We start from the raw sequence: 26,701 nt of genomic DNA, 5'->3' as shown, positions 1-26,701 counted from the left end.
ACCCAATTTAAATTATACCCTGCGTGGCCGTTTTTTTTCGTTATGCTATAGATGAAAGTTGGGTAAGAGGTAGGTTTTTACTGCCGAAGGCTTTGTTCAACAACCCCATAAGCTTCCGGGGACGTTATTACATTCGCAGCGGAAGTACTTTGCAGGAACTTAAAGGCGCCGCTCTGGATCGTTTTCTTCTGCAAAGACAGGGGCGAACCTGGGATTCGGTTCCTATGCCAGGAGTTACGATTGATGATTTGTCTTTTGCAAGTATCAAAAAGTTTCGTGAGTTGGCCGCTGCCAGTGGACGTTTAAGCGAGGTGGACTTATCGGCGAACGATCCGGGGTTGCTGGAAAAGTTAAAACTAACCGAAGGCTCCTACCTGAAACGCTCGGCAATACTGCTTTTTCATGAAGACCCTGATAGGTTTATCACCGGGGCTTTTGTCAAAATCGGTTTTTTTGTCTCTGAGTCTGAACTGGCCTACCATGATGAAATCCATTGCTCTCTTTTTTCACAGGCGCACACTGTAGTTGATTTACTCCGCACCAAATACATGAAGGCGGCTATCAGTTACAAAGGTATTCAGCGCGTTGAGCAGTACCCTGTTCCTTATGAAGCCTTGCGCGAGGCGGTACTAAATGCACTGGTACATCGGGACTATGCCGTACCTGCACCGATTCAGATTCGTGTGTATGAAAACAAACTGAAAATCTGGAACCCGGCGATCCTTCCGGAAAATTGGACTGTCGAGACATTGCTGGGGCCACACGCTTCTCAGCCATTTAATCCCGATATTGCCAACGCTTTTTTCCGCTCTGGAGAGATTGAATCCTGGGGCCGGGGCATTGAACGGATTGTTTCCGCCTGCCGCGATGCAGATACACCACCCCCTTTCATCACAATAGATGGCTACGATTTATGGGTTGAGTTTCCATTTTCTGAAGCTTATATGGCAGCGCTGCGAGGTGTATCTGCAACTGAGAGCACTGAGAAAAGTTCGGGAAAAAGTTCGGGGAAAAGTTCGGGGGTGGGTAGAAAAGAATCAACTACCCAAGAAACCACCCAAGAAACCACCCAAGAAACTACCCAAGAAACTACCCAAGAAAAAATTGTCCTTTTGTTGAAGCAACGGCCATCTATTACACGGCGGGAACTGGCACAACAACTAAGATTAAGTGAAGATGGAATAAAATACCATTTGCAAAATTTGAAAAAGCAGGATCGTATACGTCATGTAGGACCAACAAAAAAGGGGCATTGGGAAGTGTTAAAATGAAACAATCGGACAAATACAAGCTCGATGAACGCAATCATGTGGAAAAACCTCTGCTCGATCAGCTGTCCGGTCTTGGCTGGGAAATTATCGACCTGAAGGATGAGAAGCAGACACCGGCCCATACCTTCCGCGACAATTTCACCGAAGTGGTCATGCCGAAGGTGCTGCGAGAGCAGCTCAAAGTGATCAATCCCTGGCTTGAGGAAGATCAGGTTGAAGAGGTTGCTAAACAGTTAACGGCAAGTTTTCCGGGAACGGGCCTTATCGAGAACAACCAGTATGCGCTCCATCTGCTACTGGAAAATACAAGTGTCAGCGAAAACCGTAAAACGGGGGAGCAAAGCCCGACGGTTCGGTTTATCGATTTTCACACAAGCCCATTGACGAACAATCGATTCATCGCGGTTTGTCAGTTTAAGGTTAGAATCTTAGGCACCGAGCACCATATCATTCCGGACATCGTTCTGTTTGTGAACGGCTTGCCGGTGGTACTGATTGAGTGCAAATCCCCCAAGCTCAAAGATGCCATACCCGAAGCCATCAACCAGATGTTGCGTTACAGTGAGCAGCGCGGAGCCAAGGGGGAAGGCAGTGCACCACTTTTCTATTTCAACCAATTTGTTGTTGCTACGTGCCGACAGGATGCAAAATTTGGCACAATAACCACTCACAGCGAAAAACATTTCTATCGCTGGGCCGATCCCTACCCACGCACATTGAATGACCTCGACCACGGATCCGGCAGCCCCAACAGTCAGCAGCGCCTGGTGGCAGGCATGATGGACAAGAGAAATCTCATTGATCTTATCCGGACTTTTACCCTGTTTTCAACTAATGATAAGGGGCAGACGATCAAGATTGTCGGCCGGTATCAGCAGTTCAGAGCTGTTAAGCTGGCGGTAAATCGTTTGATTCAGGGAAAAACCCCGCGTGAGCGCAGCGGCATTATCTGGCATACACAGGGATCAGGCAAATCGCTCACTATGATGTTTATGGTTCGGGAGATGTATCTGCATTCGGTTTTATCAAACTGGAAAATCGTTTTTGTGACCGATCGCACTCAACTGGAGGATCAGCTTAATGAAACCAGTCGCAGCGTTGGTTTTACGGTAAAGGTGGCCGGTAGTATAAAAAAACTCAAAGAGCTTCTGAGCGCAGATACTTCTGATCTGGTGATGGCCATGATCCATAAGTTTCGCGAGGCTGACTTGACCGAAATTTTTCCACAACTCAACGACAGTCCCAATATCCTTGTCATGACGGACGAGGCTCATCGTTCGCAATACAAAATGCTGGGTGCGAACCTGGATAAAGGTATCCCGAATGCCGCGAAAATTGGCTATACAGGCACCCCTATTGACAAGACAGAGCGGGTGTTTGGTGACTACATCGATACATACACCATGCGCCAGGCAATCGAGGATGGTGTAACGCTTGAGATCGTCTATGAAGGCCGCACTCATAATGCAGAAGTACCTGACCAGGAGGGAATGGATGAGGCGTTTACGGACGTGTTCAGTGACTATAACCTCCAGGAGAGACTGGAAATTCTCGGCTATGGCTCGAGGGACGCTTATCTTGAAGCAGATTCGACAATAAAAGCCAAAGCTGGGGATATGGTAGAACACTATCTTACCCATGTGTTTCCCAATGGCTATAAGGCTCAAGTCGTCGCGACTTCAAGGGAAGCAGCGGTGCGCTATAAGAAGCACATTGATGCAGCTTTGAAAAAAAGGGCTGAAGAGTTGCAAGTGACAAACCCCTGCGGAGTAGATCCTGAACAACTTAAGAACATTCAATCGGATGTTATCATTTCCGGTGCACATAACGATCTGCCACATCTGAAACAATATTCGGACAAGTTAAAACATGAACGCAGTATCAAGAGTTTTAAGCTGAGCTATGGTGGTAAAGATGACGGGATTACCGGAGACATGGGCATACTCATTGTCAACAATATGCTTATTATCGGCTTTGATGCGCCCATTGAGCAGGTTATGTATCTTGACAAGGTTATCACTGATCACAATCTTCTTCAGGCAATTGCCAGGGTAAACCGGGTAAGTGATGATACGAAAGAAAAAGGTTTCGTTGTGGACTATGTAGGTGTGGGACATCACCTGAAGAGAGCCATCGATTCCTATGATGAACGGGAACAGAAAGAGATACTGGATGCATTGAGCTATCCGGAAGAGGAGATCCGCAATCTTCACAACAGCCATGCTGAAATTATGGGACTCTTAAAAAAACACCGTTTGACCGATCTTACCGATCATGATGCCTTCTTTGATGTTTTCTATGATGAAGAGTTACGGTTTGATTATATGCAGGCCTTCAAAAAATTCACCAAATGTCTGAATCTGCTCTTTCCGGCCCGGCAGGCATTGGATTTCATGCCTGACTACAACGCTCTTTCAGAAATCAATGTTCTGGCTGGAAAACATTTGCGCGATGAGCGTTTGAGTATGAAAGGAATACCACCAAAGCTGCGTGCGATTACTGACCAGTATCTGAAGTCTAAAAATATCGATCAAAAAATTGAGCCGATATCAATATTTGATGAAGACTTTCAGAAAAATGTCAGTAAGCGTAACCGCACCAAAACCAAAGCCGCAGAAGTGGAACACGCCATTCGCCATTACCTTGATGTTGAACTGGATGATGACCCGGATTTACAGGCCTCTTTTGCGGAGGCTCTTTCGCTGATATTTCAGGAATTTGATGATAATTGGAAGAAAATTTATGAAGAATTGGAGAGACTGCGCGAAAATATCAAGAATGCCAGCAAAGAACCAACTTACGGTCTCCACCGCAAAAAGCAGATGCCATTTTTTCGGGTTTTCAAAAAAGAGATCTTTGGGCTGTCTGAGAGCGACCCTGTGCAACCTGGAAAAGTAGCCGAGGAGCCGCCCAAATATGGTTTCAGTGAAGAGGACCAGATCTCTATTCTGGTTGACCTTACACAACAGGTGTTCTTAATCATAGAACGAGAACTGAAGCTTGCAGGTTTTTGGGAAAGCATTCCTGCTCGCAATAAACTCAGAGCCGAGATTCAAAATATACTTCTGCAGCCAAATTATTCAAAACTGCCAAATGTACTCCAGAACCGGGCCCGGATCATCAGCAGAGTTATGGAAATCGCAAAAAAGAATAACGATACGATCCTTTACTCGGAGTAAGCATGGAACTTGTTTATACAATCAAACGCTCGAATAAACGAAAAAAGATGTCCATAATCGTTGAACGTGACCGCAGTGTGGTTGTTCTTGCTCCGGAATCAATTTCTGAGGAGAAAATCCGTTCTGTAATCGAATCAAAACGGCAGTGGGTTTATGAAAAGACCAGACATGCGCAAAAGTACGCCTTAGCTCATCCACCCGGCAAAGAGTTGGTCAATGGCGAATCAGCTCTCTATCTTGGTCGTCAATATCAAATAGAAATAGTTCAAAACAGCTCAGAGGAGGTCCGTTTTGAGCAGCGATTCCTGATTCCGGAGAGACTTTCAGCAGAGCGCAAGAAGGTACTTCAAATTTGGTACATGGAAAAAGCCAGGGAGAAAATCCTTCCTCGGACTTCAAAATTTGCCAATGAGCTTGGGGTGAAATTCTCCAACATAAAAATTGTTGACAACCGCTTTCGCTGGGGTTCTTGTACAACCAGGGATAATCTGAATTTTAACTGGCGACTGATTAAGGCACCGATGTATGTCATAGATTATGTGATAATTCATGAGCTGACCCACCTATTAGAAGCCAACCACACACCCCGGTTTTGGAATATCATTGGGGCACACTCTTCAAAAGTGGAAAAGGCAAAACAGTGGTTACTGGAAAATGGACAGATTCTCGAGGAAGAGATTTGAAAAGGAACCAGCTTCCGCACGTCACATCGGCAAGATCGGTATAAGTCTGTGCTCCAGCTGAAATAAATGGGCAAGTTTTTTTTAAAGGAAGAAAAGGCGCATATGTATAGTGAATCGAGAGCATTGGGAACCCACCTCCCAACCACATCATATAACAGCGTGTAGCCGGTTCTGGTGGAGTATTGCTCTCTCCGAAATTGCCTCAGCTACGCTACGACAACTTCCGCTACACGCAATCAGCCTACCAGCAGCTAAAACCACACTTTTCCCCCAAATATCCTACACACCTCCAACAAATTTCCTCAAAAAAACCATTTCTTAAGCACTTGAATATGCTTTTTTCTGCGACAAAAACATCTATCCATTCGCAGAGGAGGTATACGTGAGCACGCTATGGCAGAGTTACATCGATCATCTTAATCTTAAAGGTTTTGCTCCCAAAACAATTTTTATAAGCAAAATATTTACACCTCCAGGGCCTTCACCTATATTAATACATTAATTTGCAAGCTAAGAAAAGAAATCCAATCTCCATAACATCAGGGGTTAGATTTAGGGTAAGCAGCGACTCTGTTCAACAAATGGGCCCCAGATGGGTGCAAAAGGTGTTGTAAGTACACAGGGGCGAACGGAAGTGAGCACCACGAGAAAACCTTAGGGATATAGATCCGCCCCGATCAGCGGCTCGTGAGTGTTTTCGCCGGTCTTTTTTTCCGGGGTCATCGAGTCCGCGAGTTTGGCCCCTCCCCGGCGAAATCACGAACAGAGGAGCCGGTGCGGGGCTCCCAGGGCGTTCGTTCATGCAACCCGTCCTGGGTTGCCAGCGTTTCTTAAGGACAGTAAGCCTTTTTTCGAAAAGATGGCCAGGCTTACTGCACAACTCAAAGGGCAATTTGCGGAGCCGGACAGACTTGAGGCTGAGATTAAGATGAATCTGGTGGGGTTGGCTATGAGTGCTAACTATAGGAGTAAAAAATGAGTAATAGTGCTGAAATCAGATGGAAACAACGATTTGAAAACCTTTTAGCTGCAGGTGAACAATTTAAAGATGCCTGTGCAAAAGAGAGTTACTCACAGCTTGAACTTGCCGGTCTTGTTCAGGTTTTTGAGTTCACCTTTGAACTATGCTGGAAAACATTTAAAGACAAACTTTATTATGAAGGATATGAGGTAAACAGTCCCCGACAGGCGATTCGACTTGCCTTTGAACAAGGACTTATCGCAGATGCAGCGGTGTGGTTGGAAGCACTGGAAAGTCGCGACAGGCTTTCGCACACGTATAATAAATCTATTGCCGATGAAGCAGAGAAAGTGATAAAAGAGGTTTACTTCCCAATGATAACAGATGCCATTGCTCGTATAAACGAGGACTATACCAGGTGAAATATGGCTTAACAGAGAAAGAACTGAAACTCATTAAAGACGTTTTAGCATCAAATTCAAAAGTGGAAAAGGCACTCCTCTTTGGATCGCGAGCTATGGGTACTTATTCCTATAATTCAGATATTGATATTCTGCTGGTTGGAAAGGAATTGACCCTTCGCGATGAATCACAGCTCATGAGTCAGATGGAGGCTTTGAATATATCCTACTCTGTTGATTTGATACGAAAGCATACGGTTACATCAGAAGCTGTGAAGAATCATGTGAGAGAATTTGGGGTGGTTATATATGAGAGAGAGGGTGCTGGGCGGGGTGGGAATGTTGAAGAAGGCAGGAGTGAATAAGTTGAGGGTGAAAACGTGGCCGCTGGAACCCGCAATCGCAGCTAGCTGCCATTCTGGGCTAAGGCCGAAGGAGATAATGCGGGATTTGTTTGATAGTTGTTTGATAGTACGCTGGGATGATACTGTATAGGTTAATCTCAAAAAGCGAAAACCTCAACATATAGTGGTTTTTAAGCGATTGGTTTGATTAATGGCTGTTTGATGGAAACTGAAACATGAGTCTGACTTCGAATCAAAAACACTCATCAGTGGCGAGGATTGTTGAAAAAGCAGATAAAGGATACCCGCTGGGTATGTCAGTTTTTGTTCTGAATGGGTTATTATAGAAATGTATGCCGGAGCGTGAGGGAAAAGAGCACTGGAAATGTGGCATTTACTGCACTTAATATATGTATCTTAAAAAGATATTGGAAATCAAAGATGATTAGTAAACTTTTTTCTTTATTGTTTTTATGCGCATGCTCCTTACATTGTATGGAGTTGGATGTCTTTTTGAATTATCATAAATATACAAATTACATTTATACAAGATCCTTTCCCGATGGACCCAGGGATAGCTTCATTTCTACCTATGAGAATTTTCAAATATATGACACATTACCTGTTCCTGACTTTTCATATATTAATAGGGAAACATCAACAACACCAAGGGAAGAGACTGTTTCTGTAGAAGAAATACGCCATCAAAAAATTAGTCTTCATATGTTTTTAACCTATGATATTAACGAGTTTTTAGATATGAAGATGCAGTACAACAATGGTTTACTTGGAGTTAGCTTAGGAATTGAAAAAGAGTTACAATTTTTCAGTTTTAAATACACGTCGTCATTATTTTATGAAAACAGAAGCTTCTCTCGAGGGGTTTATTACTGGGACGCTATCGAGATGAGCTTGGGTTACAAAGATTACAACCTGTACCTTAATCTACCTTCAGTTAATTTTGTCAGGCTAATAACATTTAACGATAATTTTAAATATTTTAGAAGAATGAGTACTCCTGAAATTGGTTGCCAAATCTTGAATATTAAAACAGGGATAGCAGGATTAGGCTATTCTTTTTCATATCTTTTTGCTCAATACGAGTTTAAAAACGGACGTATTGGTGCCATTAGAATAGGAGGCAACCCTATCTTTTTTGATGATGAGGGTTTATTTCTTGTATTAGGTGTAAGCCTACGTTTTGATAATTTTTTTAGTAAAAGACCGTGAATGGATAAAACGAAAAATGGAAAGGAATATGCCCCATGCGGAAAAAGACTTTCGGAGGTATAAATTTAAAAGAACACTGCACCTCTGTTCACCCTTCGCAGTAGTCTGCTACGGAAAACGAGCGCCCTTTGGGTCTACTTCGGCGGCGTTTAGCACAGGTCTGCGTTTTAGACCGCAGATGGTTGCCGGAAATGGGTATTTGGGGTATTTTAAGAAGAATCTTTCAACTTCATGGGATTTTGAAAAAGAAACGACAACTAAAAAATGAAAATACTATTTACAGTAATTCTCCTTCCAATTATAGTGTTTGGACAGACAAAGTCTGACTTTGAAAAGCTAATTGAAGAAACTAATCAATACCTAAATCAATATTCACTACTCTCTCCATTTGCTGATGAATATTATTCAATTTCGACTTTTGGTCTTTCTAAGAAGGAAATTAAAGAAGATTTTGAAGATGAATACTATGATGAAATGTTATCTGAAAACAAGGATTCAATTCAAAGTTATTATATGATAATGTACTTTCAAAGAAAGATTACGGAAAACATTAATCAAATAGTAAAACACCCATACTTTTGCAAAGTTTCTATTAAAGAGTTACTAAATTCTAATGAGCTATCAATAGTAGTTTCTGAAGACAATAAACTTTACAATTTCTCTTTTGATGAAAAAACAGGCGGAACATATCGATCCCGAATTTCTATTACTCATTACACAGAATTTTTTCCACAGGACTCAACTCAATTGGCAGAATTTAATTCGTTCTTTAAATCAGACGGTTATAACGGTATTTTTACACTTAAAACTGATGAAGGCACAAAATATGTTCTGACAAGTAGTGCAAGAGTGTGCTTATCTTGTTTTGAGACGTCTGTTCGCTTAATCACTTTCAAAGACAATGAATTCAAGGAAGAATTCAAGTATTCAGTAAGTAGTAGGGATTGGAATGAAGGGGTTTCATATAATCACGAGACCAAAACTATAGCTGTTGACTATCATATTGATGACCTTACACCACAGTGCTATTGTAGTGGCGAGACTGACGAAGATAAGTTCAGCTTTGATGTATTTGCTGACAATGAGTATTCGATAAATTGCAAATGCAAGTTCGTTTTCAATGGAAAGACATTTGAATTAGTTGAAGAAAGTTGGAAAAAGGTAGATAATGGGAATAGAAAAAAATAGAAACCGCATTAAGTACCAAAATGAGTTGCTAAAAAGTTGGGAAATGGCCACTAAAACAGTATCCCTCCACAAATAGAACCATTAGATTGAGAGGCGATTATGACACCAGACTTCAAAAAGCAGAGTACGTCAAAGATTACAAAATCTATATAATTTTCGATAATGGAAATACATGCGTTTTACCAATTTCTCACCGTGCTACTTTAAGTTCTTGAGCAACATAAAAAAAACACCAAACCCTTCACGCTTACACGGGGCAAGCAAGCCTCTTGGCGCCCCCGTGAGGAACCTAACTTCTGTCATCAGGCGTTACTGGGGGGTGGCCACCTTCGCCTCGGGCGACCCGTAGTCAGAAGAGGTATAGCTTCAGGATACACTAAAAGATGCAGATTTCAAAAATAGAATTACTTTATTCGTGCACGGCCTTCGGCGACCTACTTTGTCATTCCATTCCTTAAGGGTAAGGTATCCAGCGTTAAGAAACGCTGTTTTTGTTAAAAGCCCTTTCTTTCCAGGGCCAAAGAAAGTAGGCACTCGTAGGCCATGGATGGCCGAAGAGCACGATCTTCCGTTCGCCCCTGTGTACTTTCTTTGGCTTAGCAAATATCCAGACATGTTTACCTTGTACAACTTCATCTATGATATTATGATCAATTTTCTTCAGTTGTTTTTTTATGCTATTCTGTTGAAATCAAACAATAGATATTTAATTTTGCTAGTAACTCAAGTTGTTTTATCTTGAAGCGCCAGGACAGCGCTTTACGCCAAACTATTGAATATAACGTTCCCGGGTTACGATCTTTTTTCAATTTTAGATTACTCTTGTCCTATGCTGCCTTCGGCGACCTACTTTCTTTCCAGGGCCAAAGAAAGTAGGCAAAGAACGCCCTAAGAGCCCCGCACCGGCTCTTCTGTTCGTGATTTCGTCGGGGAGGGGCCAAACTCGAAGACTCGATGGCCCAAGAAAAAGACCGGCGAAAACACTCACGAGCCGGTGATCGGGGCGGATCGATATCCCTGACATTTTCTCGTGGTGCTCACTTCCGTTCGCCCCTGTGTACTTACAACACCTTTGCCTCAGGGTATCCCGGTAAGTGTTTTTATTTACTTCCGGGCGACCTGAAAGCAAAAGAGATATAGGTTTAGGATACACTAAACAATGCAGAAAAAGACAAGATATCCACAACTCTTTTGAAAGGATAAGTACAAAGATATCCTTTCCCTTCACGCTTACACGGGGCAAGCAAGCTTCTTGGCGCCCCCGTGAGGAACCTAACTTCTGTCATCAGGCGTTACTGGGGGGTGGCCACCTTCGCCTCGGGCGACCCGTAGTAAGAATTTTGAATGTGAGAATTTGGAATGTGGAATTCGAAGATGGGAACAGGGATAGCAATATATAAGAAGAACTTATTCAAAGTTTTGGGGCTCGTCAAACCAGAGCAGGTAAGGTTAAAAGAGTGCAGATCGAAATACATAAATGGTAGAGAATTGAAGCAAAGGGCTGCATTTGTATGGTTAAATAGAAATAAGGGAAAACCCAAAACCGCGGTAGGGACACTTCATCTTCTGAACATTTCCTCTTCCCGTGGATAGTCCAAACGAGTTACATTATCCGGAATTTTTAACATGACTAAGTTTTCATGTTAAAGAAATAAGGAAATTTTAACATGACCAGGTTTTCATGTTAAAGAAATAAGGAATTTTTAACATGACCAAGTTTTCATGTTAAAGAAATAAGGAATTTTTAACATGACCAAGTTTTCATGTTAAAGAAATAAGGAATTTTTAACATGACCAGGTTTTCATGTTAAAGAAATAAGGAATTTTTAACATGACCAAGGTTTCATGTTAAAGAAATGAGGATATTTTAACATGAACCGGGATGCTACAAGAAAAATTTCATCTTAGATTCAACAACAATTAGAGTACTTCATTCTGCGTGTAGAAAAAGTTGAAAAAGAGGATCATTAATGTAGATATTCTGTTTCCCAAAACGGTCTATTAAAAAAAGCCCCCACCTCCAAAGCAGAAGCAGGGGCTCAAAACAACTAAAGTAGCGTTGGTTTGATCAGTACTACTCAACAACTTCAATGTTAACATTAGATATGGTTACAGGTATATCACTCAACTCACCCAGATTGAACTCTAACCGTGCATTATCATCATTATCATTTTCCATGGTGAATTCTGCAGTAAAGGTTGTCATCTCCGGACTGAGTGAAATCTTTTCGCCATAGTATTCAGTATGCGGCATTTCGTTATGCTTGAAAGCCACCAGAATGTCTCTTGGTTCATCAGCAGAAGCATCGAAAGTGAGCCTGTAGGTATGACCGGTCATCAGGGTAAGGTCTCCCTGAAAGATCTGGATATTCCAGTAATTTGTTCCCTTATTTTTTATCTCGACCCTGGCCTGATTATCAGAGATATCTAAGGAAGCATCGGCATCATGATCGGTAAAAAGAAACCATGTCCAGCCCTTTCTTCCTTCTGAAAAATCACCATTTACCAGCCCGGGTGACTGAAACTCCACCTCTTCCTGAAATCTGGCCCTGATCCTCTTTGGACCATCCATTGTTACAGTCAGAGATTGTTCGGTATCGGTAACCGAACCAGCCCATCTTACAAAGTTAGCATTCTCATCGGGCTTGGCTGTAAGCGTTACAGTTTCACCCAGATCATAATACTCTTTTTCAGGCGAAACGGTGATACTTCCCGGTCCATCAGTATCTACAACCAGCCTTGGGGAACCATCATCATATTTAACTGTATTGATATCTCTTATCCATTGGCGAACAAACTTTCCCGATTCGGTCAGATGTCTTCCGGGTCTCCAGCGTCCTCTGGGAGATGCCCCCGGTCTAAGTGCCGCCGAAGCCTCATCGATATCACCCAATGACCAGTTTGCCATACTCAAATCGTGCTCCAACGCCCAGATAATCCACTCATCAGCTTCGGCCTTGTACACGTTACGGTCATGTTTTCGTCCCCCATCTGCATGTGATGTACCCCATTCAGTGATAAACAGCGCAATCCCATCATCCATTGCCTGCTCTGCAACGTCCCTTAGAGACTGACCATGTGATCCGGCATAAAAATGCAGAGCATAGGCGGTATTATCATCGGAAAGAGGATTAGCTGCCGGTTCATCAACGCGCTGACTCCATGTCCTTGTTCCTGCAATCACCAGATTATCACAATGCTCCCTGATAGCACTTATCACCTCTTCAGAATACTCCGCGATCTCTTCCCAACTCTGGTCGACCGGTTCATTGAAAATTTCCCAGATGAGATTGGGAGTATTGCCATATTTTTCTGCCATGTGTGAGAAAAACTCCTTAGCAGCTTCCGTGTGGATTTCATGAGTATGCCAGTCCACAATAACATAAATTCCGTTTTCTATGGCTGCTTCAATGACCGTTTCTACCAGATGGGTTTGGTTTTCCCGGTTGTATATCCAGCCCACATCTTCGCCGGTGAGATTTTTTTCAACCGCCATTGCTGTTCTGATTACATCGATTCGCCAGTCTTCAACCAACCAGTTGACCACTCGTGGGTTATAATATTTCTGCGGACCCCAGATCGACCAGTATAAACTCATCCCCTTCAACTGGACCGGTTCTCCATGTTCACCAACAATCCTGTTGCCATCAACACGAAGAGCACCATTAAGCTCCACCGGCGTTTCTGTGAATGCAAAAACAGAGAACGTAAGGGTCGAAATCAGTAAACAACTCAACAACATTAAACGTTTAACCATCAAAAATGCCTCCTTTTGGTTGTGTTAGCATTATAAATCTGTACTCTAAATATAGTTATTGATTCAAACACAATGTGGACAACTGAGGACAGGCCAACGTTTTCTCTGCTGAAACGGAAGCTTATTTGCCCTTGCTTCTGAATGAATTTATAAACCAATGCAATAAAACCAGGTCCAGGTGGTAGTAATAGATAAAGAGGTATTTCAATACCTAAATAGGAGATACTTCCTATGCCAGGTCCAGCTATAGAGCCTTAAAGTTTGACGATGATGCGGTTTTGCCGTGTTTTGATCATATCTGCCGGCAGGGTTTTTTAAAACTCACACGAGAGGGCCGGGCGTAGGGTAAGGAAAGTAAAAAAAGGAGCAATTATGTTTAGAGATGAAGTAGATGCGATATTACAGTTAATCAGACCCTATCTTCAAGCAGACGGCGGTGATGTTGAACTGGTGGATACATCAGAAGACGGATTGGTTAAAGTGAGACTTTCGGGAGCGTGCGGAGGATGTCCTATGTCACAAATGACTCTTAAAAATGGCATCGAGCGGAAACTGAAAGAGCATATTGCGGAAGTTCGGGAAGTGGTGTCGGTATAGATTGAACTATGCACGATAAAGGAACCCTTGCCCGCAGGGACTACCTATATAGAGTAGAAGAGAATATTAAAACGCAGAGGCGCAGAGAACGCGAAGGTAAAAAACGCAGAGAGAAAAGAGTAACAGTTAGAAAGGGTGGAGAGGATGGAAAAAGCTAAAAGAATGATTTAAACGCAGAGGTCGCAGAGAACGCAGAGTTGAAGACGCAGAGAGGAAAAAGAGGAATGGGAGCCCGTTGTCCGTAGCAGACTACTGCGAAGGGTGAACTGCGTGTAAACGCTCAGCAATTAGCTTGAAAAATGTCTTAATTACAACTGAATGGAAAGAGTTTATCTAAACGCGAAGCGTTTTCGTCTGCGCCCTTTGCGTTCTCAGCGTTTTAACAATTTTTTCTATGACCAGAAATACATTTATGCCTTGATTGATAGTATGAGTTTTATAACTACCCTGATAGATAGAGTTGAGCGGATAGGAAAAAGCTAAAAGAATGATTTAAAGCAGAGAACGCAGAGTTAAAGACGCAGAGAGGAAAAAAGGAAAGAACGCCCGTTCTCCGTAGCAGACTTACTGCGAAGGGCGAACAAAGGGTAAACGATCCGCGATTAGCTTTGTAGAATGCTTTAATCATAACTTATATCCTCTACGCCGGAATTTTCGGCTACCCCTTCATGCGTTCGTTCTCATCATGAAGAGTAAATAAAAAGAAAAGGTCGGTTTGTAATGAAGAAGAAAAAGCACATAATCGAATAAAAAGCAGAGGTGTTATAACTGATTAAGAACCTCTGTGGACAGTAGTGATTTGAGGTGTCACTAAAGATGTGTGACACCTCTTTTTCAATCAGGAGTTGGTGTTTTTTACCTTACCGGCTCGTGATCGAATCAGCAGTTCAAGTACCGCACCAATACCCAGAACCGATGCTACAGAGCTTACCAGCCAGCCCAGCACAGGGATCCACCCCACAACTCCCAAAACGATATACCCTAAAAGACCTTTCCAGATTACAGGGACATCTGGTTTTTGCATTGCCCTCAAAAGAGCATCACCCACAAAAACAGATACCGCTATGTAGCCCACAAAAAAGGCTATTACTACTGCAAGGATGAAAAACGGGATTACAAAAATCCCAATAACCGAAATCGCCAGAAGAATAATGACCGGAACAATTGCAACAGTAGCGATTATTCCCCACAGAACGGTTTTTGCCGGTTCGGTTTTAATTACCGAAGCGAGTGAGGTGATTTGATCGGGCAGAAGAGCGACTATAAGGAGTAAAAGCACAAGGAGAGCTACAAACATGGCTATCCTTGCACCAACCAGGATCTGAAACAGCGTTTCAGGTGGAACCATCTCCCAGGGCCCGGTGATCTCTACCACGTCTCCACCAACGATAGCACCTTCTGCCTGGGTAATGGTGCCGGCTATAGACACTACATTTCCATTCACATCTGCTCCCTGGTGCAAAGTAACAGAGCCGCCAATTGCTACAGCATCATTTTTTACTGTACCTGCCACCTCAACATTCCCCCCAATAGCTACAGCATCCCTGACCTCTTCTCCCCGGGGCACTGAAATATCGGAGCCAAACCGAATAATCGATCCGTTTTCGGCAAATGCAAAAACAATTAATACCAGTGGAATGATACAAAAAATGTGCAGCGATTTCATAACTATCTCCCGGTTGGGAAAGGGTATCTAAAGACAACAGAAGATAGAAAAGCAAAAATCGCTGCATCATGCAGGAAGGGAGAGTGAAATCACTCTCCTAAAACAACTCTTTTTACCCCTTTTAGAAGGAATTTGGAAAACCTGTCGACTCCGCTATAGATAACAGGCACAACAAAAAGAGTGAGAAATGTAGCCGAGAATAGCCCAAAGGCTACTGCTGTACCCATCGGCCCCTGCATTTCAGACCCTTGACGCTGTGTGACCGCCATAGGAAGAATTCCAAAGATAGTGGTCAGGGATGTGATAAGAATCGGCCGTAACCTTATCCCCGCAGCCTTAACAATGGCATCCGTTTTCTGCATACCTCTTTCACGCAGCTGGTTTATGTAGGTGATCATCACGATTCCGTTGTTCACCACTATTCCAGCCAGCACAATGACCCCCATGAATGCCGGCACCGACAGTGGGTGGCCCATTATTCGTAGTCCGAAGATAACGCCTATAAGCGACAGCGGAACGGTAAACATCACAATAAAGGGCTGAGAGAAGCTTTCAAACTGTGCAGCCATGACCATGTAGATAAGAATCACCGCCACCAGAAAAGCCAGGGCAAGATCAGCAAAGGTATCATTCATATCCTGGTAAGAGCCGCCATATTCCACGAAATATCCAAAGGGCATCGAGGCTTCCATCCCAGCCATCTCACTGCGGATCTCATCAACACGAGACTGTATATCCCGGTCCGTAGTGTTTGCTGTGACTGAGACTCTTCTTACCCTGTTTTCGCGGCTTATCGCTATAGGCCCCCGGTCAATTTTGATATCACCGATATTTCCAACCTGTGTTACTATCCCTTCTCGTGAGATTATTGGAATAGAGGCGATATCCTGGCGGGTATTGCGGTCTGCTTCATCCAGTCGGATTCGGATGTCGTACTCCTCACCGGCTTCACGGAACCGTGAGGCTACCTGTCCAAGATTTGCCTGCTGTATGCCCGTTCCAATCTCTGCCATGGAAAAACCCATCAAAGCAGCTCTGTCTCTGTCGGGATAGATTCTCAGCTCTGGTTTTCCTTCACGCATTGAGATATTAACATCGTGCAGGCCCTCCATTGAGGATAACAGTGCCTGAGTGGAATCGGCGAATTGCTTCAGTTGCTCCAGATCATTTCCGAAGAATTTTATTTCGATGGGATGGGAAGCCCCGCCCATCATGTTACCTTCAGGAAATTCAATCACCACATCATTCAGTTCAGGTATAGACTGGCGCAGCTCATTAACCACCTGTTCAGTTGATCGTTCCCTTTGTGAGAAGGGTACCAGGCGAAAAAACAACTGTCCTTCATTCACATCGGATGGACCACCACCCCGGCCCCCCATTCGCCCCACCATCGCGGCAACTCCTTCGATTTCGGGAATAGCGAGCGCTTTTTCTTCAATAGCACTCAGCAAACGGTTTGTTTCCTGAAGATTAGTACCTACCGGTAAATTTATGGTAACCTGACCCATACCATCATCATCGGAAGGCATAAACTCACCACCCACGGTTGTTGCGGTTATGCCACTGGCTACCATTAATCCTGCCAGCACTATCACTACCACATACCAGTGCTTTAATGCCCAACCCAGAGCGTTTTCATATTTGTTTTGAAAGGAGTGAAAAAATTTTCCTCCATGAGCTTCAACCGTTTCTACATTACGTGTTCTCTTTTTAAACAAAACAGATGCAAGCATTGGAATAATAGTTACGGCCACAAAAAGAGAGGCAACGAGACCAGCCACCACGGTTAAAGCAAGTGGTTGCGCGATTCTGCCTGCAAAACCGCCCGAAAGCGCCAGAGGAATAAAAACAGCCACAGTAGTGAGCGTTGAGGCTGTGATTGCCATCGTCACTTCATTTGCCCCGGTGATCGATGCATCATTTCTGTGCAACCCCTCCTCCAGGTGACGGTAGATATTTTCGATTACCACAACAGCATTGTCGACCAGCATACCTACCGCAAGGGCAAAACCTCCAATGGTTATAACATTAAATGTATAGCCCATTGCATACATTCCAATAAAGGTCGTTACAATAGAGATAGGAATTGCGATGGTAATAACCACCGTCGGGCGCCAGTTTTTGAGAAAGAGCCAGAGCATAAAAATTGCAAGTAACGCTCCGATTAATGCAGACACAGCGGTATTCCCGGTAACGATTTCTATACTTTCACCCTGGTCGAAAATGGTCATGAACTCAATATCGGGAGGCATTATGGAAGACATTTCTTCAAGCTGTTCCCTGATATTCAAAACAGCATCCAGAGTGTTTGCTCCGCTTTGCTTTGTAATCATGAGCACAACACCATCCCGGCCATTGATTCTCATGTAGTTGCGACGCTCTTCAAAGGTATCCTCAACTCTTCCGATGTCATTGATTCTTAAAGGAGCCCCGTTAATGGTAGTAATGACTGTGTTGCCGATACTTTCAAGGTCGGGAAATTCCCCCATTGTTCGGACCAGGAATTCCTGATGTCCCGCATCCACATGTCCGCTCGATACATTTAAATTAGCTGCTCTCAATGCACCTATTACAGCTTCTGTACCTACGCGGTACTGATCCATTCGGGTTTTATTGAGAAAGACATTTATTTCTCTGGTTAAGCCACCCCCAACATGAACAGCAGCAACACCTTCAAGCCTTTCGAGCCTGGGAGAGACGGTGTTTTCCAGATAATACCGTAATTCGGAAGTATTAGACATACCCGATACGCCATAGAGTACAATAGGAAACTGTGACATATCCATTTTAAACACAACGGGATCAGACACATCATCGGGAAGAAATGTTGTGATTCTGGCAATGTTTTCCCTGATGTCCTGACCTGCAAAGTCCAGATTGGTGCCCCACTCAAATCGTGCTCTTACAACCGAAAGTCCTCCAGAAGAGGTAGAGGTAAGGTCTTCAAGTCCGCTGATACTGGACACGGCCTGTTCAATTGGACGGGTTACCAGTTCTTCCACATCTTCGGCAGCAGCACCTTCATAGCTGGTGGAAATAGTTATGATGGGGAATTCAAGATCGGGCATCATATCCAATCCAAGCCTGTTAAAAGAGATAAAGCCAAAGAGGATAATGATACAGATCAGCATGCTTATAGTTACACGCCGTGTAACAGAAAATTTAGATAAATTCATAGTACCCTTACTCCTTTACGTCAATCGAAAGGACTCTGATTGATGTATTTTCTGTAAGACTGACATTATTTTCGGTGAGTACAACCATTCCCTCATCAATGCCAGAGGTAATTTCAGCATAGTCTTCGGTAATAAACCCTGTAGACACCGGGACCAATGAAGGCTTAGTTTCAAAAGGAGCCTCTGAGTCCTCCACAGTAAAAACAAAGGATTCTCCATCTCGGTCTACAATTGCAGCTGTTGGAACCGCAAGAGTGTTCTCCTTAGTGCCGGTCAGTATTTCGACCCTGGCAAACATACCGGGTTTAAGTAACCTGTCGGGATTGTCTATCTGTACTGTAACCCTTGAAGTTCTGCTTACGGGATTCAGTGAGGGGTTAACAGTGTGTATAGTTCCCCTGAAGGTGGTATCGCGAAAGGCATCAACACTAACCAAAGCGGTTTGACCGGGGCTGAGCAGAATAAATTCTCTTTCAGGTACCATGATTTCTATTTGCATTCTTCCAAGTTGAGCCAGTTGGACAATGGATCCCAGTTGAGCATTGTAAATTTCACCATCATTGAAGTTCTTACCGATGATCGTGCCCGCATAAGGAGCCCTAAGCTCAACAGAGGTCTGTAAAAGTGAATGCCCCGCTTTTGCCGATTCGTAAGCAGCTTTCATTTGATCATAGGCCTGTTGTGTTGTACTTCCCCGCTCTTTAAGGGTTTTGATTCTTTCGTAATCACTTTTAAGCTGATTAAGGTTAGCAGCAGATTGCTGGAGCTGGTGATCATCCATTTTAACCAGAAGCTGGCCCTGTCGTACATTCTGCCCTTCCTCTACATAAATTCTGTTGATCCTTCCCGGTGAAGCGGGAGCAACCGAAAGCCTTCTGGATGCATCTATATTTCCGGAAAACCTTAGCCGCTGAGAGATATCCCGCTTTTGAGCAACTGAAGCTCTAACGGGCAAATTGATCACTTCGTGCTGCGCTTCAGCTGATTCTTCACTTTCCTGCTTAAAGCAGCCTGTTGCAACCAAACTCAACAATAACACAGCGGGTATGACAACTGCTCTTTTTAATTGAGAAGCAACTTTACTCGTAAGCATATTACTCCTTCCTTTCTTTTTAATCTAATGTTACCAAATATTCAAGATCTGCAAGCTTTGAGTAAAAGTCACTCAGAGCAGTATAATAGGCTATTTCAGATTGAAGACGCGAATTCTGGGCGTTTAAAAGTTCACTGTTGGGAACGACTCCCTGATGAAACTTATCATAAGTAACTTCATAGGAGCGTCGTGACTGTTCGAGCCCCTTTTGGCTGATTGCAATGGCCTCGTAGGCGTCCTGCAACGCCATGTACTCTGTTCTAACCTGATATTCCATCATACTTCGCAAATAATCAAGTCTATGGCACAGTTGGGTGTATTGAGACTGTGCCTGTCTTTGCTGCTGACGAACGGCACCGCCGTCAAAAATGTTCCATTGCAGGGCAAGAGAAACGGTCCAGTTATCATCCCAACCATCCCCCAGTGAAGAACCACCTTTATCGCCAGAGTAAGATCCTGAAGCAAAAATATTGGGAAGATTTTGAGACCGAATAATCCTCTTTTGATTCTCTATCACAGACAATTGGTTTTCCAAAGCTTTGATCCCAGGATTGTCTCTTCGTACGCTTCGTTTAAGATCTTCTAATTCAGGCATCTCAAATCCCGAAGGAGATGGAATATCATCATCAAGCAGCAACTCTTTATCTATTGGTAAGCCCATAAGATTTGCGAGAAATCCGGTTGCAGCATCGGCTCCACTCTGTGCCTGTCTTCGTGTAAGTTGTTGATTGGAAAGCTGTACCTGTGCCTGAAGTAGCTCGTGCTCTCCACGCATCCCCACTTCAACACCGTTTTTTAAATCTGTTACAAGCTGCTCAAGAAGAGTAATGGAGCTGTCGATAGCTTCAAGACTTCTTCTTGAAGACAGTACTGTGTAATAAGCCTGGGTAACATCTTTTATAAGCTCTTTTTCGGTGGCGATCCTTTCGTTATCCGCTGCATTGGTAGCCTCTTTTGCCATCTGATGACCAGCTCTTGTCCTGCCGCCGGTAAAAAGGGGTTGGTTAACAGTGACTGAGGCGTTATAGATGTTTCTTTCCACATCAAAGCCAGGCAAAGAAAATTGCTGGTCTGCTGGTAAGGGGAGATCAGGAACATCAGGTTCGTTTATAAGGCGTGTATAACTGGCCGAGGTACTTACCTGAGGCATGTAACCTGCAAGCGCTTCCCGAACCCCAGCTTCGGTTTCGGTTACTTTCTCTCTGGCTGCCTTTAGGTTAAAGTTGGACTGAAGCGCCTGTTCTATGCACTTTTCAAGGGTCATCACCCGGTTTTCACCTGAAGTGCTGACAGAGGCAATGCACAGAAGAGACAGTATTGCAATTACCATCGCCTTTCTCATTTTACTCCTCCGGTTTCTATACTGTTTTTATCTGTAACCCAGGGACTTAAAAATTTAAACAACTTTTCAGCTTCTGATTCTAAATCAACTTGTTCACCCTCGGTTTGCCAATTTTCAAAAAGAATTCCATGAATCATCGACAGCATATAAACACTGAACGTTTTGGGATCCAGAGTGGAATCAATTTGTCCCTGATTCTGGCTATCTCTAACAAAATCAATCATCATAGTTTGAATCTCATCCTTTTTGGCTTCCACCTCAGAAAAGAGATCCTTATGCTTCTGGGCCATATCAGCAAACTGAAGTAACCCGCTGCCTGAGAAATCACCAAAAGCTCGGAAAAACCGAACCTTTTCAGCTATTTTTTCAAGGAAGAGGTTCAAAAAATCCTTTAATACCACAGTAACCGGTTCATTTTTCAACAATATTTCTTTACACGTATCGATTATTCTGTTCTGTTCTCTTATGATCAGTTTCAGAACCAACGCCTCACGATCGGGGAAATAGTGGTAGAGAGATGCCTTGGAAAAGCCCGCTTCCCGGGCAATGTCTTCAAGCTTCGCCCCCTGATAACCATCCCTGGTAATCACTTTTAGAGCAGCATCCATTATAAGATCCCGCTTCATGGAGTGTACTTTTCTTATTCTTCTTGATTTTAAATCCATAATACAATCCGGTTAAAATTTAGACTCTTTTAAAGAAAAGATACACTTTTTCGACCCGAGAGTCAAACTTTTAAACCTGGCATATCAATTACTATGCTCAGGTTCGGATTCAACTGAGAAAACAGACTGTTTCTTTAGCAAGCCAGCTCAGTTGGCTACATATGTCGTCCTGTGGCCGGTACTGGTCATAGTGTTTTTTGGTCAAAAGTAAAAAATCGGAAGCGGTTTTGAATGAACCTTTTAGTTCAGAATTTCTTTATTACGGCTGTAACAGTCCTTGCAATGAGAGCTATTAGTTTCTGGGTGTCAGCAGCATTTTCTATTTCCTTGCGGATGGCCCTCATCTCTTCAAGGTTTTCCCCGGATACACAGTTGTGGCGTTTCAAGACACTGTGCTGATAGTTTTCGTATTCTTTTATAAGCTCATCAAGAGCTGGTTTCAATTGCATTCTTTCGTTTAGCCGGGCCCGACGGTATTTAATCTGTAAGTCAGCAATCGTTTGAGAGATTTCCTCAAGAATTTGAGCTTCTTTTGCCATTACCATTCCCTCTGTTAGTCGTTTATAGTCGCAGGAGTTGAACTTTGGGAGGAATCTTGTGGTTTTTCAGAAAGCAAAGACTGATAGTTTCTGAATCTGTTTAGAAGAGAGACTATTTCTTTATTATCCACAGAGATCATCGAGCTTCTCTCAATAGCGTTATTGGTCATAGCAAGGATCTGTTGTATATCCATGTCTCTATAATTTTCTATGAGTCTATAGAGTTCTTTTCCTATGGAGGCAGTTTTAAGGCACTGAATAATAGCTCTTTCTTTAATTTGTTTTTCTTCTTTGGCGACTGCTATAATTTCCTGAGCATACACCTCGAGTTTTTTCCTGCGGAGAGAGTCATTATCGATTTTTTTAGCATCATTGATCTGTTCAATAAGGGCAATTCTTTTTGCATTGCTTCGTACCTGAATAGAACCCCTGTGAAGGTCATCCGCAAGGTTTATCATTCTTATGGTTAAGGCTTTGGAGTATTTCTGTGCTCGTTCTATAGCATCAGATGCAAACAGATGCCCCTGTGGAAGTGAAGAGAAGATTGATGCAAACAGATAGTAGTGTTCTTCGAGGCTTTGTAATTCCTGGTTTATGTTTCTTAAATTTGAGTTACTACTGCCAGCTTCGTCTATAAGAAAGGTTAGTTTCTCATCATTTAATGCCCGTATACTTTCCAGATCTTTTACAACAGCCCCGACATCCTGCGCGGGCATTTCTACGCTTTTTAGAATGATAGTTTTAATTTGATTGAGCGATTCAGAGGCTTCTTCTCTAAAAATCAGGGATAAATTTTTTATTGCTTCCGCTTTCTCTTTTGTGCATCCGCTTATAAGGGGAAAGATAATAAGCGAAAGAACAAATATGGTGCTCTTATTGAGATTCATACAGTGATTCCTTTCTGCAACTTTTATATCAAAGAAGTAAGGGAAAGCTGAATCAATTAGTAACGGGCAAAGCGTTTTTTAAATGTAAGTAATTAAAATAACTAACTGTATAAAGGGTGTGCTAGATCATTTTTTTATGCCTGGGAAAAAATACTTCGCGGATCGATGAACAGATAAAGAATGTAACAACTTTTATTTCCGGGGCGTTTGATAGTTAGAGAGCGCTGGCAAGGGTGTATATTTAAAAACAAAGCTGTACTATTTTATTCTGGAGAAAAGCTTTTGCAGGAGAAGGAATTCAGAGCAGTCTATAATACCTTTGCCGGTAAGGTATATACCTTTATTCTCTGGCTAACTCAAAGCAGGTCATCTGCCGATGATATTCTCCAGGAGGTGTTTTTAAAGGTTTGGAGAAGTGATTCTGTGCCTAAGAATGAGGAGGAGCAGCTTAGGTGGCTCTATTCGGTGGCTCGCAATGCCACAGTTGATCATTTCAGAAAGAGCAACAGATTTAGCAAACTTCGCCAGAATTTTAAACATGAGCTGCTCTGTACCCCCCGGGAAAGCGCAGAGCTTGGGTTTGAGTGGGAGTGGGTTGAAGAGCTTGCTGAGACAGAGAAGGCTATCCTTTACCTTCATCTTCGGGACGGGTATACTTACAGGGAGATTGCTGAGATACTGGATTTGAAGGAAAACAATGTGAGGATAAAGGCATTCAGAGCGCTTAAATTACTTAGAAACAAGTTAAAGAAGAAGGAATTATGAGCGACACAGTACAGAAACATCCTTCTGAAGAGGAGCTTATACAGTACGCCCTTGGGCAGGAGTGTGGGGAGCTTGAGGAGCATATTACCACTTGCAGCCAGTGCTATGAGTTTGTTGAGGAGATGAGAATAGTAAAAGCTGCCTTTTCACACATAGATGAGCAGCCGGTCTCAGGTAGTGTACGGAACAAAATTTTTGAGTCCATAAAAAAGGACACCTCTTTAAGCAAAATATCTCACTTTATTCAGCACTGGTACACCTACCCGTTTTTCATTGGTCTCTTGACCATATTTTGGGTTCTTTTCCTTTACTTTATCTATATCTTTTCACAATAGAAGCCCCGAGTTGTAGTATACCGACGATTATCCCCAAAGCGGCAAAATGTTCCATAGGGATACAGCAAACTTTTCCAACGTTGTTCTTGAATTGGGCTTTTTTGGGTAAATAGAGGCCATTTTTTTCTTTGATCTGCGTGGCATTCTCTTTGCAATTGTAATTTGTAGAAGAGACTTTTTCCGGGAGTTAGCAGATGGATAAGCTTAAACAGAGTATGATTAGCCAAGCAGAAAAGATGTATAAGAAAATTTACCCCTGCGGTCACAAAACCGATCTGTCAGAATGCTTCACTACTTCAGATGAGCAGATTTTTTTCTGGTTTAATACAGAAGATCGGACCACCAGGTTAATCAGGACCGAAAAGGGGAAAGCAAAGGCCAGGTAACAGCGCTCTGTTTTGTGCTTGACCATACACTCTCTCAGTAAAATACCTGAAAGGTGTACGGGTTGTAATGGCACTCGTAATAAAAATAGCGGCAACAATCACGATTATTCTCCTGTGCTCCTACCTGGCAAACAGAATCCCCTCTCTGGCAGGTCTTATAGTTGTAACCCCTATAACGGGACTTATAGTTCTTTTATGGATGGGTGTTGAAGCAAATGGACAGCAGCAAATCATCGAATACTCAAGAGGCGCATTACTTGGCATACTGCCAACGGTTCTTTTCTATTTAGCCATTTTCTTCTGTCTTTCAAAAAACCTCCCCTTCTCCTACACTGTTCTTATCAGCTCTGGATTATGGCTCTTTGGTGCTGTATTACATCAGGTTGTTTTAAGATAACTTCCTTCTGTTTTGACTTTAATAACAATCTACGTTTTTAAAAAACGTATTTTAATACTATGAAAAAGCTATTTAAAAACAGAATCATACTGGTGACCTTGTTCATCTCAGCTCTTGCTGCGCTGTATCACCTGTCGTCGGCCAACTCCCCTCCGGTCGAAACAAATCATCTCACTATTATAGAAAGTGTCGATCACTTTAATGATATCCTGGCCAATTCACAAGATAAGCTGATTGTAGTGGATCTTTATGCCGATTGGTGTGCTCCCTGCAGAATCCTTACCCCTCTTCTTAACGAAATAGCCTCAGAGATGCAAGACCAGGCTTTATTTCTAAAAATTGATACCGAAAAGCACCCCGAGATCATGATGGCTCTACAGGCTGATGTGCTTCCTATGGTATATTTTGTTAAAAATCAGCAGGTTGTTCATGCATTAGCAGGGCTGCATAGTCGAGAGGTCTATGTTGATGCCATTGAAAAATACTCTGCTGAATCAACAGAACCAGCAGCCCATGGCACTATTCGTGATGGTATCAGGAAAGTAGATGCAAACAAACAAGGGGATTTCATCGATATTGTGGTTCATAGAGGGGATTCCATCAGGGTATCCTTTGGAGAACGTGATTATAAAAGATCTTTATCACTTCCCGCATTGGACCGGCATTTTGAGGCTGACCCTGGAGAAGAGCTTTTGCTCTCTATGACCATACGAGATAAGAGTGATTTAGATCTTAAACTGGTGGAACATGTCGATGGTAAAAGTAAGGTAACCAATGGAAATATAAGCGTTTACGATTATAAGGGGCAGGGTGGGATACAGTATCAGGATATATCGGTACAACAAGCCCTGGAAATAGTGAATCAACCCCGTACAGTGGTTCTTGATGTCAGAACAAATCGTGAGTTCAGTCACGGACATATAGAAAACTCTGTACATATCCCGTTAAATGAGCTTGAACGTCGCATTGAAGAGCTCTCAGAGTATCGTGAAAAAGATCTTCTTGTGTACTGCCGATCCGGAAATCGTAGTGCGGTGGCCTCACGCATCCTGCTTCAAAACGGGTTTTCCAGTATCTTCCACCTTGAAAGCGGTATAAGAGGATGGCTCAATGAAGGCAACAATTTGGCAAAAGATTAGGGTTGTTTTGACTATTTTTTCTGATTGAAGCACATTTTTATACGGAAAAAAATGCGCTGTTTAGACATAAATTTTTCAGCTTTGGCACTGTATTTATGGTAAAAAATATTGATCCTGTAACATGCTGAAAATTACTAAGTTAGTTGTTTATTTTGATAAATATCAAACTTTTTTATTGCAAAACTGAACTGGATGTGCTAAATTTCTGACAGTACTATATGAGTCTTGTACGTGCTGGGTTAGGAGCATAACCATGTATTCAATTTCTGATAAGAGAAAATTCGAAAGAAAGCCTTGTTGTGACAAAGCTGTTTTCTACAGAAAAACCGGTGACAACCGTTCTGATGAGAGAGCAGTGTATCTTCGCGATGTAAGCGAGGGAGGTATCTCCGGTACCTATTTTGGTAACGATATCCCCAAAAAAGATGAAACTCTGATTATCCACACCGATTTCCAGGGTCCAAAAGCCGCTAAACTCGCCTGGTCTTTTAGAAGTATCGATTCTATATACATGCTTGGCTTCAAATACATAGATGATTCAGATCACTAAGTAAAAGGGTTTATCAAGTGCCCGGCACACATTTTTTGGTTTTAACAACTTAAAATTCAACCGCTTAAACAGTGCGCTACCCTGCTATTTGGGGTGGTGTATTGTGGGTAGCTGTATGCTTACCGGCATTCAGGGTGTCTCAATACCTGC

General features: G+C 42.8%; 23 protein-coding genes. 15 read left to right on the top strand and 8 right to left on the bottom strand.

The window, feature by feature from the left end; genetic code table 11:
• Positions 1-149: 149 nt before the first annotated feature.
• From QA601_13760 to QA601_13730, 7 genes are all read left to right on the top strand, one after another.
• Positions 150-1,271: an ATP-binding protein gene (locus QA601_13760; GenBank protein ID MDG5816155.1), complete on the top strand. Its 1,122-nt coding sequence runs from the start codon at positions 150-152 to the stop codon at positions 1,269-1,271.
• Entirely contained in the window at positions 1,268-4,450 is a 3,183-nt protein-coding gene (locus tag QA601_13755) for an HsdR family type I site-specific deoxyribonuclease (protein MDG5816154.1), read from the top strand. Before QA601_13760 ends, QA601_13755 begins: the two co-directional genes overlap by 4 nt.
• Before the next feature lie 2 nt (positions 4,451-4,452).
• Positions 4,453-5,133 (top strand): SprT family zinc-dependent metalloprotease, encoded by a 681-nt coding sequence (locus QA601_13750; GenBank protein MDG5816153.1) that lies wholly within the window; start codon positions 4,453-4,455, stop codon positions 5,131-5,133.
• A gap of 975 nt (positions 5,134-6,108) precedes the next feature.
• Positions 6,109-6,516 carry an HI0074 family nucleotidyltransferase substrate-binding subunit gene (locus QA601_13745; GenBank protein ID MDG5816152.1) on the top strand — a complete coding sequence of 136 codons (408 nt, stop codon included), beginning with the start codon at positions 6,109-6,111 and terminating at the stop codon, positions 6,514-6,516.
• A complete protein-coding gene (locus QA601_13740) occupies positions 6,513-6,860 on the top strand; it encodes a nucleotidyltransferase domain-containing protein (GenBank protein ID MDG5816151.1) in 348 nt (115 codons plus the stop codon). The genes QA601_13745 and QA601_13740 overlap by 4 nt, the downstream gene beginning before the upstream one ends.
• Before the next feature lie 492 nt (positions 6,861-7,352).
• Complete coding sequence (locus tag QA601_13735) at positions 7,353-8,069, top strand: hypothetical protein (GenBank protein ID MDG5816150.1); 717 nt, start codon at positions 7,353-7,355, stop codon at positions 8,067-8,069.
• Positions 8,070-8,333: 264 nt separating this feature from the next.
• The gene (locus tag QA601_13730; GenBank protein MDG5816149.1) at positions 8,334-9,257 is read left to right on the top strand and encodes a hypothetical protein; all 924 of its coding nucleotides are present in this window, start codon (positions 8,334-8,336) and stop codon (positions 9,255-9,257) included.
• 2,074 nt (positions 9,258-11,331) lie between these two features.
• On the opposite strand, the gene QA601_13725 is transcribed toward QA601_13730, so the two are convergent.
• A complete protein-coding gene (locus tag QA601_13725; GenBank protein ID MDG5816148.1) occupies positions 11,332-13,014 on the bottom strand; it encodes a cellulase family glycosylhydrolase in 1,683 nt (560 codons plus the stop codon).
• A gap of 372 nt (positions 13,015-13,386) precedes the next feature.
• On the opposite strand from QA601_13725, the gene QA601_13720 reads away from it, so the two are divergent.
• Both QA601_13720 and QA601_13715 read left to right on the top strand, forming a co-directional pair.
• On the top strand, positions 13,387-13,611 hold the full coding sequence (locus QA601_13720) for a NifU family protein (protein MDG5816147.1): 225 nt from the start codon (positions 13,387-13,389) through the stop codon (positions 13,609-13,611).
• A gap of 8 nt (positions 13,612-13,619) precedes the next feature.
• Positions 13,620-13,769, top strand: a complete 150-nt coding sequence (locus QA601_13715) for a hypothetical protein (GenBank protein ID MDG5816146.1) — start codon at positions 13,620-13,622, stop codon at positions 13,767-13,769.
• 680 nt (positions 13,770-14,449) lie between these two features.
• On the opposite strand, the gene QA601_13710 is transcribed toward QA601_13715, so the two are convergent.
• The 7 genes from QA601_13710 to QA601_13680 all read right to left on the bottom strand — a co-directional run bounded on the left by QA601_13710 (position 14,450) and on the right by QA601_13680 (position 22,979).
• Positions 14,450-15,277 (bottom strand): hypothetical protein, encoded by an 828-nt coding sequence (locus QA601_13710; protein ID MDG5816145.1) that lies wholly within the window; start codon positions 15,275-15,277, stop codon positions 14,450-14,452.
• Between the two features lie 89 nt (positions 15,278-15,366).
• On the bottom strand, positions 15,367-18,453 hold the full coding sequence (locus tag QA601_13705; GenBank protein MDG5816144.1) for an efflux RND transporter permease subunit: 3,087 nt from the start codon (positions 18,451-18,453) through the stop codon (positions 15,367-15,369).
• A 7-nt stretch (positions 18,454-18,460) separates the two neighbouring features.
• Positions 18,461-19,546, bottom strand: a complete 1,086-nt coding sequence (locus QA601_13700) for an efflux RND transporter periplasmic adaptor subunit (GenBank protein MDG5816143.1) — start codon at positions 19,544-19,546, stop codon at positions 18,461-18,463.
• 19 nt (positions 19,547-19,565) lie between these two features.
• Positions 19,566-20,888, bottom strand: coding sequence for a TolC family protein (locus QA601_13695; GenBank protein ID MDG5816142.1), 1,323 nt, complete (start codon positions 20,886-20,888; stop codon positions 19,566-19,568).
• A complete protein-coding gene (locus QA601_13690; GenBank protein ID MDG5816141.1) occupies positions 20,885-21,553 on the bottom strand; it encodes a TetR/AcrR family transcriptional regulator in 669 nt (222 codons plus the stop codon). The genes QA601_13695 and QA601_13690 overlap by 4 nt, the downstream gene beginning before the upstream one ends.
• A gap of 245 nt (positions 21,554-21,798) precedes the next feature.
• Positions 21,799-22,092, bottom strand: a complete 294-nt coding sequence (locus QA601_13685) for a hypothetical protein (protein ID MDG5816140.1) — start codon at positions 22,090-22,092, stop codon at positions 21,799-21,801.
• A 14-nt stretch (positions 22,093-22,106) separates the two neighbouring features.
• Entirely contained in the window at positions 22,107-22,979 is an 873-nt protein-coding gene (locus QA601_13680; protein ID MDG5816139.1) for a hypothetical protein, read from the bottom strand.
• A 282-nt stretch (positions 22,980-23,261) separates the two neighbouring features.
• Here QA601_13680 and QA601_13675 point away from each other — a divergent pair, with 282 nt between their 5' ends.
• The 6 genes from QA601_13675 to QA601_13650 all read left to right on the top strand — a co-directional run bounded on the left by QA601_13675 (position 23,262) and on the right by QA601_13650 (position 26,551).
• Positions 23,262-23,744, top strand: a complete 483-nt coding sequence (locus QA601_13675) for an RNA polymerase sigma factor (GenBank protein MDG5816138.1) — start codon at positions 23,262-23,264, stop codon at positions 23,742-23,744.
• Positions 23,741-24,079: a hypothetical protein gene (locus tag QA601_13670; GenBank protein MDG5816137.1), complete on the top strand. Its 339-nt coding sequence runs from the start codon at positions 23,741-23,743 to the stop codon at positions 24,077-24,079. Before QA601_13675 ends, QA601_13670 begins: the two co-directional genes overlap by 4 nt.
• A gap of 194 nt (positions 24,080-24,273) precedes the next feature.
• Complete coding sequence (locus tag QA601_13665; GenBank protein MDG5816136.1) at positions 24,274-24,465, top strand: hypothetical protein; 192 nt, start codon at positions 24,274-24,276, stop codon at positions 24,463-24,465.
• 67 nt (positions 24,466-24,532) lie between these two features.
• Positions 24,533-24,862 (top strand): hypothetical protein, encoded by a 330-nt coding sequence (locus QA601_13660; GenBank protein MDG5816135.1) that lies wholly within the window; start codon positions 24,533-24,535, stop codon positions 24,860-24,862.
• Positions 24,863-24,921: 59 nt separating this feature from the next.
• Positions 24,922-26,001 carry a thioredoxin domain-containing protein gene (locus QA601_13655; protein MDG5816134.1) on the top strand — a complete coding sequence of 360 codons (1,080 nt, stop codon included), beginning with the start codon at positions 24,922-24,924 and terminating at the stop codon, positions 25,999-26,001.
• A gap of 253 nt (positions 26,002-26,254) precedes the next feature.
• Positions 26,255-26,551 carry a hypothetical protein gene (locus QA601_13650; GenBank protein ID MDG5816133.1) on the top strand — a complete coding sequence of 99 codons (297 nt, stop codon included), beginning with the start codon at positions 26,255-26,257 and terminating at the stop codon, positions 26,549-26,551.
• Positions 26,552-26,701: the final 150 nt, after the last annotated feature.

The organism is Chitinispirillales bacterium ANBcel5, assembly GCA_029688955.1.
Taxonomy (GTDB): Bacteria; Fibrobacterota; Chitinivibrionia; order Chitinivibrionales; family Chitinispirillaceae; genus Cellulosispirillum; species Cellulosispirillum alkaliphilum.
This window is presented reverse-complemented; position numbering and strand designations above follow the sequence as displayed.